This is a genomic window from Paenibacillus sp. FSL R5-0473 (assembly GCF_038004565.1).
Taxonomy (GTDB): domain Bacteria; phylum Bacillota; class Bacilli; order Paenibacillales; family Paenibacillaceae; genus Paenibacillus; species Paenibacillus amylolyticus.
Window position 1 is genome coordinate 2,384,958 of record NZ_JBBORL010000001.1, and the last position, 13,500, is coordinate 2,398,457.

6 protein-coding genes are annotated in these 13,500 nt (G+C 45.0%); all 6 read right to left on the minus strand.

The genetic code is table 11. The features are described from left to right. Nucleotides 1-26: 26 nt before the first annotated feature. Nucleotides 27-914: a cation diffusion facilitator family transporter gene (locus MKY28_RS10420; protein WP_076327531.1), complete on the minus strand. Its 888-nt coding sequence runs from the start codon at nucleotides 912-914 to the stop codon at nucleotides 27-29. A 329-nt stretch (nucleotides 915-1,243) separates the two neighbouring features. Beyond that, nucleotides 1,244-6,286: a golvesin C-terminal-like domain-containing protein gene (locus tag MKY28_RS10425; protein WP_340935889.1), complete on the minus strand. Its 5,043-nt coding sequence runs from the start codon at nucleotides 6,284-6,286 to the stop codon at nucleotides 1,244-1,246. Nucleotides 6,287-6,592: 306 nt separating this feature from the next. Further along, nucleotides 6,593-7,801, minus strand: coding sequence for a GDSL-type esterase/lipase family protein (locus MKY28_RS10430; RefSeq protein ID WP_340937897.1), 1,209 nt, complete (start codon nucleotides 7,799-7,801; stop codon nucleotides 6,593-6,595). A gap of 17 nt (nucleotides 7,802-7,818) precedes the next feature. Then, the gene (locus MKY28_RS10435) at nucleotides 7,819-10,050 is read right to left on the minus strand and encodes an FAD-dependent oxidoreductase (RefSeq protein WP_340935890.1); all 2,232 of its coding nucleotides are present in this window, start codon (nucleotides 10,048-10,050) and stop codon (nucleotides 7,819-7,821) included. A 97-nt stretch (nucleotides 10,051-10,147) separates the two neighbouring features. Further along, nucleotides 10,148-11,758, minus strand: coding sequence for a response regulator transcription factor (locus MKY28_RS10440; RefSeq protein ID WP_340935891.1), 1,611 nt, complete (start codon nucleotides 11,756-11,758; stop codon nucleotides 10,148-10,150). Continuing rightward, nucleotides 11,758-13,497 carry a sensor histidine kinase gene (locus MKY28_RS10445; protein ID WP_340935892.1) on the minus strand — a complete coding sequence of 580 codons (1,740 nt, stop codon included), beginning with the start codon at nucleotides 13,495-13,497 and terminating at the stop codon, nucleotides 11,758-11,760. Before MKY28_RS10445 ends, MKY28_RS10440 begins: the two co-directional genes overlap by 1 nt. Between the last annotated feature and the right edge of the window lie 3 nt (nucleotides 13,498-13,500).

The following is a 13,500-nucleotide window of genomic DNA, read 5'->3' on the forward strand; positions in this document are numbered from 1 at the left end:
CGAGTCGCTCTTTTATAATCCTGAGTTTAAATGCACTCTTCCAACGTATCAGGTTCCACATGAACGTGAACGGTGTATACGTCATGTTCCTCCATTAACTCGTTCTCCACGTCTGTACAGATATCGTGTGCTTGTTGAAGATCCAGCTCAGCATCAACTGTTATGACAACGTCTACTACGACGTTATTGCCATAATTCCGCGCTCTCACGTCTTTAACTGTCTCTACGCTGTCAATTCCGGCAATCGTTTTTTTGTACTCCTGAATCAGTTCAACATCAAAACCATCCGTCAGATGATGTGTGGCTTCCTTGAAAATGTCCCAAGCGGTCTTGCAGATCAGGAAACCTACAATGACAGCCGTTACAGGGTCCAGCCATGGGAGGCCGAACTGGGAACCCACGATCCCAATGACCGTACCGGTGCTCACCCAGGCATCGGAGATATTATCTCGAGCTGCAGCCATGACTGCCTGACTTTTAATACGAGTAGCAAGTCTCTTGTTATAGCGATAGACCAGATACATGATAACTGCGCAGAAAATGCCTGTGTACCCAGCGATGATATCCGGAGATTCATGTTTACCCTGAAACACAGAACCAATGGCTTGAAACAGTACTTGTAAACCTACTGCCATCATAATGAAAGAAGCAACAAGTGACGCAACGGTCTCTGCTCTCCAGTGACCATATGTATGATCTGTGTCGGCTGGGCGTTGGGCAAGCTTCAAACCGATCAGTACAGCTATTGAGGCCACAATATCGGTGGCATTGTTTAATCCATCCGCCTTGAGCGCTTCTGATCCGGCCATATTGCCAACGATCAGTTTTAATACGGTCAAACATATGTAGGCGATAATGCTGATGATAGCTCCGCGCTCCCCCAGCTTTAGATTATCGTATTTAAGTTGATCCACATGATATCCTCCTGCAATCTTCAATTCAAGCACGTGTATGATGGTACCATTGAAGATTTGTGTGGGTCTAGAGAAACGTTTTGAGTGTGACGAAACATAATCTGAACGCGGCAATTTTTTTACAAGAATCCAAAAAAGTTGGATTTGGCAAACTTAAGTGATTAATGGGTGGTACGAGGAAGGTGGCCGACTGCCTTCCCTTGTAACCACACTTTCGTGCACTTAGACAAAAAGAGCCAAATGGATCGTTTTGATCCACTCGGCTCTTAGCGTTATTTTACAATCATTTGTATAACATCACTTACCGTTGTTCCACTTCCATTCATAATTCACTGCTCTGATTCAGAAAGTGTCGGTTCATCTTGCACCTCATCATTGGCTAGCATTTCCGAATCATCATCAGAATGCCGTTCGAACATAACAGCGTCAACCCTCGTATAGATCATATCCGCAGGAAGCGTTGGCGGGTCTACCGTGGTAGGCGAAACTCTGGTTAACCGGACATACTCGCTGCCGTCACCCGTAAAGTCGAACGTCCCCAAATTAACCCAACCCGATGAGCCGGCCGTTGCATCGATATAGGTGATCTCGGTACCCGTTTTATGTTTCACTTCCACTTTGACATTGTTATCGTTTGCCGTCGTATGGACGAGTTTGTAGATCGAGACCGTATATTTCCCCTCTGGAAACTGGCCTTTCCACGTTGCTGATGATCCTTGAACTGTTGAATAGCGGGATTTAACCCCAATTTTGTATCCAGCTAAATTGCTTTGGCTCCAAGACCCTTCTGTCGTGTATAACCCTGTTGTATTTGTACTGTCCACGATAACCGTTAGGTCCCTGATCGTGATGTTCAAAGGTGGTGTGGTTAAGGTCACTCCGTCAATCGTAACAGTAGCCCATACCTCAATGTGATCCGTGTTCCCATCAAGATTAAGAAGGGTCAACACCCCACTGCTATTCACTTCGGCAAGATCCGTACGATCAACGAAATACTGCACATCGGCTTGTGTAAGATCACCGACCAAACCGTTATCCAAATAACCGGTTACATTCAGTTGTGCGGTTTGAGTCATCTGCAGTTCGTTCCGATCGGACAGGATCACAGCAGACTCCAATTGCGGTATCCTGTTTGGGTCCACCCACATGATTGCATCGGCAACGACTCTGGACTTATTGGCCTTATTGGTTAGTTCCACGTACCCGCTATCGCCTGCAGCAAAAGGATAATCCCCCAGGTGCACCCAAGTACCATTCGCTGTTGTCTCATCAACTATCACCGTCTCGGAACCTCCGCTATGATAAACGGTAAATGAGACATTTGTTGCCCAATTTTCACTCGCAGTGGTGATTTGCGGAATCTTGTAATACACACTGTAAGTGACACTTTCCGGCAGCTCAGGCCGCCATCTCATTTTACTTGTCGCTGTGCCGGTCGTAGATTTGGCATACACATAGTTATCATAATAATAATCGTTAGCCGTCGTATCCCTTATCCAGACGCCTTCTGTCTCCGCCTCCGTATTATCCACGATGATGGATGAACTATCCTGCCCATCGGGTTGGACTGGAGTTTCCGTTACCTGATCAGGCAGATAGAGTGTCCGCTTGCGGGTCTGCTTCCCCTCCGATTCCACGTAATACGTAAAGGTTTGGGATAAATCATTCACCCGTATCGACCATTCCATTGGGTATATCGTATCTGGCACGGTTGTGTACGTGGCCCCGCCATTCAGGGAATAATGAATTGTCGCTGGTTTCGTTGTTTTGGCCTGCACATAAGCATCATAGACCGTTTCGTCAGGCTTAACCATCAGCATGCCTTTAACCGCATCAATTGGACTGTGTGTATCAAAGTAATAACTTGCATCAGATGTATCTGCCGTTCTGACCTGATGTAGCGGTACATCAATATCAAGTCCCTCTACAATGATCGCGGTGATGCCCTTGCCTGAAACCGTGGCTTGAATGATTCCACCACTCATAACTGCTTGTTCTGGTGTACCATTGTCGCGGATGATCGTTACGGTATAATCCTGCGCCGGATTGAATCCAATGATTTGTTCGTTTAATTCAATTGGAGTCTGAACTTCTTCTGACGATGCGTTGCTTAGCCCGATGTAGAATTTATCCCCGCTCTCACCGGTTATCCAGTTTAATTGAGGATGGTTGGTCTTAATAATCCCCTTGGGCATCCATAGCCAAACGTCGGAGTTACCATAAAATTGACCTTGTTTATTCCCATAAAGGTGATATTTGAACCATAAAAAATTTGTTTCAAAAACGGAAGGAAACGTAATGCTCCCGTTTGATTTTAATGATTGTTCGCTGATCAAATAATCCATCGTTTGCCCGAGTTGCCCCGGGATATGGTGATAATAGATGGATGTAGCCCCGCTGGGGCCTTCCAGAGGAAAGTCTGGTTCAAGTTGACTAACGGCGAAACCCTTATAGTAATAACCTGGATAACTGGAATATCGGCCAATAACCGCATTATGAGCAATATCTTGCAGTAGTTTATCCCCTGTATAAAGCGACAATCTCAGCATGAATGGAGCTTCCTGAGCATTCATCCGATAATAACCGGTTGTACTTCCTGCTTCAAACGTCAATCCGCTTGGTGAAACAAGCGAACGCTCCGCTTGAACACCTCCGGCAATATCTTCTGGGAGCTTGAGTCTAGGATATTGAAATTTACCACTTTCCGGCCAATGGAACGACTCCGCGTAATTATATGTCTCCGGCTGAGGAATCGTAACGTTACCTTCAGGAACTGGACGAGCAACAAACATGGTTGCATACCGTTTGGCTTCCTTATAGGCGGCATCCAAGTATTTGGGATCCTGAGTTTCCTCATAAAGCTCCAAGATCTCCATCCACAGCTTGCTATAATAATAAATGAACTCATTTTTACTCACATCGACGGATGCTGGCGTATCGATATGTTGCGTGATATAACTGTCGGCTGCATCCTTCGCAGCTTGCAAATACTGTGCATCTCCCGTCATCCGATACATCATCAGGGGCTGAATAACAGGCCCACGGTCTTTCTGATCCGGGTCACGCACAAGGTACTCTTCCTGAGCGAGTGCACCAATGCCTGCCGAAGTGCCCATCATCTGATTAACAGCGGCTACGCTTGAAACGTCAAACGGCAGAGTAGCCATTTTCCATAAGGAAGGCACACCGTATACTTTCTTCTGCGTTGGAGACCAACCAATACCATTTCGCGATACGCCATACTGGACGGACGGCAGTGCTCTCGTATCGTATAGCTGGTCATCCCCAGTTAAATAATAAGCTCCCAAAAGAACTGCATTTGAGCTTGTTCGAACGCTGTCCTCGTTTTCGATATCTATAAAACCCTTGGCACGGCTCCACCACCCGCTGGGTGATGGGACATAATTCACAGAGTCGTCCCCTTGCGGCTCAATTTTAAGGAGATCAATCATATTAAACATCGCGTCAGTAAGCGACTGATCTGACACATTTTCCCGGTATGCCGAATAATCGTACTCATTGCGAAGAATATCCACGTAGGACTCATATAGATTGCTTTTTTGAGCGATTAGCCCCATATGAAATTGATAGGTGTTTTCTGCGGTCATTTGCGAATAAGTCCCTAATTGAGGCGCATACAGGATGGGCTGCACGCTACCTTCGTTGTTGACCAGGCTCATGCCAAGCCGTTGTTTCGTAACACCTCCCGTCGGTTCAAATTCAACCGGAAGCTCTGCCGAAGGTACAAATACGCCATACGTCAACGGATTTCCTGAACCATCATTTTTCTCAACCAGGCTCATCGGAGCGCTCAGCTCTCTTAAACTTGTTGATTCCACCGTACCTACCATTTTGGCATGTGACCGGAATCCATTTAACACTTCATTGATGCCCGAGACTGTCTCTGTTGTGAAGGACTGATATCCAATCACATAATTGCCGTCGCGGCGAGGCGTAAAGGCAAAAGAAACATCTGGTTTATCCCCTGCCATGGACCAGTTCACTTCAAAATCGTAATCACTGCCATGCGCAGAATCGGTTAATACCGCCGTCTGGCTGTCGGGAAAATGGACCCCGTCGAAAGTAATCCAGCGTTTGTTCATCGTATCGTAGTAATTGGTTCGGCTCCCCGCATTCCCGTCCAATAAAACCCATTGTTCCTCAAGTCTTTCCGATTCATTATTGATTGGAACCCAGTTCCCTGTCTCCGTGTTTTTGTAGAACATGTCACGCACGATGGATTTACCTTCGCCCCATGTTGCCTCATAGAAGGTTGCCTTGTAGTTTGCATTTTCGATGCTGCCTTTCTCTGTGTAACTGAGATTCGTTAATGTGCGGCTCCGCAGCGGGGGCAATGGTGGTGCCTGTTGACGGATATTCCCCTCGAACTTGACTGCATCGGCCCGCGTAATAATTGTACCCGTAGAAGGCTGTGTTCGAGTCAGCCTGACAAATTCGCTATCATTACCACTAAACTCATACTCCCCCAGATCCACCCATCCAACCGATGGACCTGACGAAGGTCTTAGATCCATAAACTTAACATCCGTAATCCCGTTATGAACAATCTCAATTTTCACATTACTATCTGCTTTATCCGCCCAATCCAGCTTATAGAACGATATTCTCGCCGTCCCTGCTTCCAAGCGTGGATTCCAGGTGATGCTTCTACCTACAGCGTCTGTAAATTTGGAACTGGAATTATTGTATCCCTTCACTCCCGCGCTTGTGCTCCAATATGGAGCGGAGAATCCGTTATTAGCGTTTCCGGAATCAACCGTAACGACATGATCAATTGTGAGGCTCCCATCATCAATGATGATTGTCTTATGTGGCTCTTTCTGCGTTATATTCCCTTCGAACTTGACCGCATCCGCGCGTGTAAGGATCGTGTTTGTGGTGCCGGTAGAACGGGTCAATTGAACGAATTCTTCACCAACTCCAGAAAAATAGTACTCTCCCAAATCAACCCACCCTGCTGGAGCGCCAGATGAGGGTCTTAGATCCATAAAGACTACATCCGTTGTTCCATTATGAACAATTTCGATTTTTACATTGCTATCAGCCTTATCCGCCCAATCCAGCTTATAGAACGATATTTTCGCGGTTCCTTCTTCCAAGCGTGGATTCCATGTTATCGTTCTGCCTGCTGTACTCGTATATTTGGTGCTGGAAAGATCATACCCCTTCACCCCTGTGCTTGTAGTCCAATTCGGAGCCGCATATCCATTGTTCTCGTTACCCGCATCAGATGTCACAACATCATTGATCTTGATACTCCCGTCATCGATGATAATCGTCTGATAAGGTAAGGTCTCCGCATAAGCGGTCCTTATTCCGATCAGGCTGGAAGGAACTACGACCGTCAACATGAAAACGATGAAGAAAAACAGCTTCCTTTTGACCATACAATTCACAGCCTCTCCTCATAATGATAACGCTTCCATAAATGTGTTACCTTTTGCTCTAATGATCGTAAAAAAGCACTTAACCTTCCCTTCTGCCTAATCCCGCCCTGTCGTTTTTATCTTAGCATGTTAGATTACGGTGATATTTCTTTCATTTTAAGAATTTCTTATACGATTTTAAGTAAAAAAAGAAACCTACATCCTAATTGATTGCTCAGTAGCAGTCAGATAGAATATAGGTCTTCCAAGTGTTGCAAGAGGACTTATCAATTATAAAGGCGGCTGCACCAATAACAACTTTCCAAGCTGAATGACGGTTTGATCATACCAAGCTGGATGTTGCCGAACATGTTCCATACCTCGTTCATTGCCACTTGCCTCAAACACGGCCGCTTTGTCAGTTTTCTCGTGATCGATCTCGAAGCGAACTGTATGTTTCCCATTTGGTAGTTCCGGCAAGAAAACATATTGATTTCGATTATGATCGTTATAGGGTGTGAATCGATCAACAAGGAAGGGTTCCCCTCCATCCACCGACACCTTCAATCGGCCAGAATCCGGCCCCCCGATATCAAATAGCCCGATGTGGGTACCCTCAAACTCCACTGTGATCGCCTCTCCGGGATCAACTGCTCGCCATAGACCGGGGAACAACCAATCATACTCACGCACTAAAGGAAAGTCATCAGAGGTCACGTAAGACCACCCTGCGGAAAAATGAGTAAGACGATCCAGTGGTAACATGGTTGCATACTCCCAAGGATTGGCCGGGACCAAGGGGTCCTGCGGCAAGTGATGTTCGACTTTTCCCACGTGATCTCGAAGTTCCCTCATTTTCTCAAACGACTGAATGATGGTGTCTGTGTAGATCTGGTGTCCTTCGGGAATTGTCGGATGGATCGAATCATGCGTGAAAATAACGGCTCCGGGAATGGACACGTCTGCCCTTGAGGTGAAAATGAGCTTTCCGTCCAAAACCAATTGACTGACCGCTACGCCCAGATGAATCGAAGGAATGCCGTAATAGTCGGCGACTTCCTCTTGCATAAGAGCGCCCTTCTGGTATTCGCCGGATTGAAATGAGATCAAATCCCGCTCCTTAACCGTATATACAAACAGGATATCGGTAAACCGGCTCCTCTTGCGAATCTGTCGGACAATGCCTTCGATCCGTGCCTTGGATTCGGGCACTCCGCCATCGTTGCCAACAAATTCAACAAACACGAGATCAGGCTGATGACGCAGTACATCTGTCTCCAAACGGGCGCAGCCGAGGTCCGATCCTGTCCCATCAATGCCTGCATTCACAGAGCGGATATCCGCATGGGGATATTGCTCCCGCAGCCAATCCGCCGTCATGACCCTGTATCCTTCAGAACGTGTATTACTGCCGCCGAAATAAACGATGGTCACGGTTTCTCCATTTTCCAACTTTTGAATGACATTAGGCAGCCCTCTTCGTGGGAAAAATTCCTTCATCACGACTTCACCCGCCCTCACTTAGCGTTTTTAGGAGCAAAATGTTTTACAGCAAACACTTCATAATATGGCGAACCATACGTTGCACAGAAATCAAACCGGATTTGGGTTACACCGTTTGCATGCACTTTATGTTTGTTCAACGAAAGATAATTACCGCGGATTTTAATTTCTCTCTCGCTTCCATCTTCTAAGGTTAAGGTCACATCATAATCCTGGATCAGTGGCTCGATCGGATCGTCGAAATGTTCCAAATTCAGCTGCGAATTGAAAACAAGATGGATTTCATCCAGATTCTTGGGGCTTGCAAAACCAAATTCCAACCATTCCTGTCCTTCCGTACGTTCCGAAATCCAGCTGTTCGGCAGACCATAAGGTCTGGAGAAGCCGTTGACGACATTCGCGGGATTATACATATCCTGGAATGGTAGCAGATCCTTGAAGCAAATGCTCTTATTAAGTTTCTTCAGCCTGGATGGCTCTTCCGGTCTATAAAGGAAGCTCACCGCTCCAGTCATTTTCTCTTCATTGCCATACACGGCAAGGCTCGCCGTACCTTCCAATACGATGTAGATTTTGTCGTCTTCTGGCTTCTTGCAGTTGAGGTCCAGTGTAATCCAGTCATCGTGACCCGCTGAAATCACCAAGTTGTAGCCCTTCAGCTCGCTGGTAGGAATATAGTTTTCCTTTCGATCCCCACCAAACAGCTTCACTTGCAACGTTTCCGAATGCTCGGATCTATTTTTAATTTTGATCTGCACGCTTTCAACCACGGGTGTCTGAATCGGCAAGACCAAACATAACGCGTTCTCCAAGGAGATCTCTTCGGTTGTATGAAGTTGTTCATAGCTTCGCTGAGACGAGGCACGAATCGTTAATCCGTCTGCGAAATAAGGATCTAATGGCTCTTGAAGCCCTACAATTGTTTGCCCGTCGCGAAGCAGCTGCGTCTGAAGCTCATCCATATGTGCTTTGACGATGTCCCCAGGGTCTGTATCATATTTTACGCATAACGCAGCAGCCGTTCCTACCGCCTGCCCCATACAACCACAGGTTGCCATGACCCTTGTAGATCCAAAAGCCACATGAGTAGCGCTTATATTGCGGCCAGCAAACATGAGATTAGGAATATTGCATGAAAATAAGCTGCGAAAAGGGATATTATACAATCCCGGCACAAAGTTCCACGCGGTGGCCGGCCCTTCATCGTAGATGCCTTTATTTGCATGCAGATCCATGTACCAACCTCCGACGGATACCGCATCTTCGAAATGAGTCTTTTCTGTAAGATCGTTCTGAGACAGCATGTGTTCCCCTATAAAACGTCTCGACTCCCGCTTTCCCGGAATCGGGCATACATAATCCAGGATAAGGTTGTCTACATCATCAAACTCACCGCTATTTTTGATATAATCCCATATCCCGTACACCAATTTCCGCAGTTCCAAGGCGATGTCTTCATTATTCTTGATAATATCCATATGTCCGCCGTATTCCAGCCACCACAATCCGCCAAGCCCGTTGATTTTCCTTGGAAAAGATCGATGATTTAATCCTTTTCTGATACTATCAAAAAACTCCAGCTTCGTAATATCATACGCAAAGCCTGGCCTTTTGTAAGGAACGGAATAGTTTACGTCACGGGCTTGAAACAGAATCGTATCACCCATCGTGTAATGATCTGCCACTTCTGGAGCGAGCTCCTCCTGGTATTCATGCTTCGCCTCTCTTCCCCATCGGAAGTGAGCACCTGCTTGGTATCCAACAATTCCATCACCGGAGCAATCGATATAGGTTGGGCTTTCAAAACGAAATTTTCTTTCGGAAGCCAATTGAAGGCCCTCCACCCATTGAATTCTGCCGTTCTCCATGCCCGTTTCATGCACACATGTATTCAGAAATAGAGAAATGTTGGGCTCATCATACACCATGTCAAGCAAGACCGTATCCGAAAGTGAAAGCATAAGCTTTTTGTTGTATAACGGATTATAATGAAAGATCTTCAGTTTGAGTTCTTCCACCAACCCGCCTTCGCGAGCATAATAGGATGGACTGTTTCCGAGATATGCCGACCCGTTAATGTGAACTCTGACCTCGCTGCTCGCATTTCCACCCAGAACTGGCCGATCATTGATAAGTGAAACCAGCAACCCTTGGCGTGCGGCAGCAATGGCAGCGCATATCCCGGCAATTCCTCCACCTATGACGGTTACATCTGATTTCATAAGCTCCATTTTGATAACCTCCATGATTAGATGCTCCTATCATGGTAATGGTTTTGACCCCTTTTTTTTTACAGGATTTCGCGAAAAAATCATACATTTTTTTGTATCCTTATTTGAATTCCTACCGTGTCATTTTTATCCGATATTGCTTAGGTGTATCCCCCGTATATTCTTTAAAAAGTTTGCAAAAGTACCCTTCATTGACGATGCCTACCTCCTCGCACAATTCCAATAAAGAATAATCCCGGACATTTAACAACTCTAGAGCGAGGTTGATTTTTTTACGGTTAATGTAGCTAATCACGCCTTCGTTCATTGTTTTTTTGAATAAACTGCTAAAATACGATGGCGCTAAATTCACTTCCTCCGCAATTGCCTCCAGCGTTAAGCGTTGTTTCAGGTTTGTCTCTATATAATGCATAGCACTCATAATTTCTGCACGATGTAACAATTGGCCCGCATGCACGTATTCAAATGTGAAGTCGCCAATATAGGCGAGCTGCTCCTGAAATGCCATAAATTCCATGGGGAAGTCTGGAACTTCCGTGGCCATCTTATTCCCTGATTTAAATTTCACGGCAATGTCTCTGTACAAATCTCTAATCATTGGCGCCATGATGGACTTGTGGATTTTATGGTCCGTAATAAATTGCGACAGATCGGCAAGTGCATTGTCCAGCTCTTCCTTGGAAATCTTTCGTTTCAGCCGTATAAGAAAATCAGCAAGCTTCTTCTGAAAATCTGCTTTTTTGTCATTATGGTATTGGAACCGATGCATCGGTGTTTTTACAACTTTTTCGGTATGATAATAGAAATCCTCACTCACATTTTTAGCTTCCGTGTACGCCTGTTTGATCGATTCCCAGCCTCGGTGCGGACCACCAAAAGCGACAGATACCCTTTTATTCAAATATTGATGCAAATGAGAGATGATCTGCCCTCCCAAGGATAAACAAGCATATTCCGTTTCCATATCACTGCGGTTATTTTCCCAAGATAAAAAGCCAATAAAACGATTATCGGACAGATCCGCAGCTACGCCACTGCTACCATTCATCACTGTTTCTTCGATGATATTTGTTATCGCATACTTCAAGATGTTTTGATCTGCGGCCGCGTATTCGTTTCGGAAACTTTCGTACGTATTCATCTCAACGATGAAGCAGCAATAGTTGGCTTGAAAGAAATGAAACTGCATGCGATTGGCAAAATCCGATGCCCGATGAGAAGGAATTTCACCTCGGATCAATTCGTTAAAAAATTGCTTGCGGACTCTGTATTTATTTTCAAGCACGGATACGTTTAATGAGTGAAACTCCGCCTCTTTTTTCTCAAACTCATTTAAAATTCCGGCTGCCTTATCCAACGCTCGATTCAAATCGGCTTCCCTCAGCGGAACCTTTACAATGTACTCCAATACGTTGGCTTGAATCGCTCGCTGAGCGTATTCGAAGGATGAATAGGCGGTCAAAAGTATGTATTGGGTATGGGGGAGCTCCGCCTTGAGCTGCTCAATCATGGAGATGCCATCCATACGCGGCATTACAATATCGGATATGACGATATCCGGTTTAAGTTTTATGATCTCCTCGATCCCATTCAGCCCATTATTCGCTTTGCCCACCAGAACAAATCGTCGATCCCTATGAGAGAGTTCATTAAAAAACAATTCCAATCGTTGAATGATCAGGTCTTCATCGTCAACAATGAAGCAGGTATAGTCTCTCCCCATTATGCATCTCCTTTTGGCAATTCTGCCGGGAATACAGCGCGTATACGTGTTATTTCCTTAGGTATGCTAATGATATCCAGCCCGAATTGATCTCCGTAGTGGAGTCTTATTCGCCCATGAATATTGTTCAGCCCGATTCGTTTCCTTTTTACTTCCTCTTCACTCGGTTCTGAGATTAAAATATGCTTTATTTTATCAGCTGGAATTCCCTCACCTTGATCAATAACTTCGATGATGACGATGCCGTCCTCCCTGTACGCATGAATCGTAATTGGCCCCTCAATTCCCCCTCCGTTATAACCATGGAAGATACTATTCTCCACAAGGGGCTGTAGCAGCATTCGGAAAACTGGGAAATCCATCAGTCCTGCTTCGATATTTTCAATCAAGTGGAAGTTTCGGTTATACCGAATGTTCTGGATCTCAATATAGTCTGCTACATTGCGTAATTCCTGGCGTAGGGAAACCTTCTCTGAAGCGTCGTCTATCCCGTACTCCAATAATGAAATGAGCGACCCGATCACCACATCTACTTTCTCTATTTGTCCGAGACGTATCACATTGCTGATTGAACCGAGTGTGTTATACAGAAAATGTGGGTTTATTTGAGACTGTAACACTTGGATTTCCAGCTTCCGCTCAAGTTCATTATGAAGCTCGGCCCGGCGAATCAGTTCCACAATTTGCTGTAACATACGATCGAATGCTCGTGAAAGATCTCCAAACTCATCGTTTCGATTAATGGTTATTGTTGTTGTGAGGATGCCTTGCTCTACCTGCTTCATTTTTGTTTTGAGCGTATAAAGTGGTTTTCTTATATATTTGGCAACCAAAAAAGAAATGAACAAACTTAAAAGAAGACCTGCAGCGAGCAACTCGAGGTAATAGGTTTCCAATCTGGACAACGCTGCTTTTAAGCGTGATTCATCGTTGATCGAGATGATGGTCCAGTTGAATTTCTCCGTTGGTTTTTTCAAAAGGGAGACCGGAATACCATCGTTGGTAAACAGTTGAAGGTTTGTTTCTGTCGTATCCAGAATTTCTTCCGCTGACGTCTCTCCGATCGAAAAAGAATGATCTTGAATATTCAGAGGTCCTTTATTTTCAGAAAATCCGGCAATGATCTTACCTGACGCAGTGATCAGAGCCAGATTCATTTGTTCCTGTTTATTAATCTTGAACAAGGTTTCTTCAATGGCATTTAGATCCAAATCAACCGCAATGGCCATAGGAAACGGAGCACCGTTCAGATATCGAACCATCGTAACGGTCCAGCCAGAATACTTCGATTTGTAAGGTTCACTAACAAAGGTAGTCCTTCTATTTTTGTCAGCCGCATCAAATAAAGGTGCTCTTTCAGATAAAGGTTCATCGAATATTCGAGTAGGTGTACTTCCACCCAGAATGGATAAATCACTTTTGATCAAATAAATATTACTGACATAAATACTGTTGAGTTCATACAGCTCTCTTAATTGCTTTTTAATCACATCGGTATTGTTAATGTTGGCTTTCACTGATGTTTCAACTGAGAAGAGAATCGTCTGGAAGGAGGAAAAATTAACGGTAAAATACTGGTCAACCTTGTCTAATATTTGATTGGTGTAAAAAATGTCATTGGTTCTTATTTCCTTTTGGACATAGCGATAAGACAATTGGCTTATCAAGATGATGCAGCCTAATACAAAGGCAAACACGATAAAAAATAATTTTAAAGGCAAGCTGATTCTTCTTCGCATCCA

Bases quoted from the DNA above. Each gene is read 5' to 3' on its own strand.
- MKY28_RS10445 (WP_340935892.1), bottom strand. From the start codon at position 13,497: ATGCGAAGAAGAATCAGCTTGCCTTTAAAATTATTTTTTATCGTGTTT.
- MKY28_RS10425 (WP_340935889.1), bottom strand. From the start codon at position 6,286: ATGTTGACGGTCGTAGTTCCTTCCAGCCTGATCGGAATAAGGACCGCT.
- MKY28_RS10440 (WP_340935891.1), bottom strand. From the start codon at position 11,758: ATGGGGAGAGACTATACCTGCTTCATTGTTGACGATGAAGACCTGATC.
- MKY28_RS10435 (WP_340935890.1), bottom strand. From the start codon at position 10,050: ATGGAGGTTATCAAAATGGAGCTTATGAAATCAGATGTAACCGTCATA.
- MKY28_RS10430 (WP_340937897.1), bottom strand. From the start codon at position 7,801: ATGAAGGAATTTTTCCCACGAAGAGGGCTGCCTAATGTCATTCAAAAG.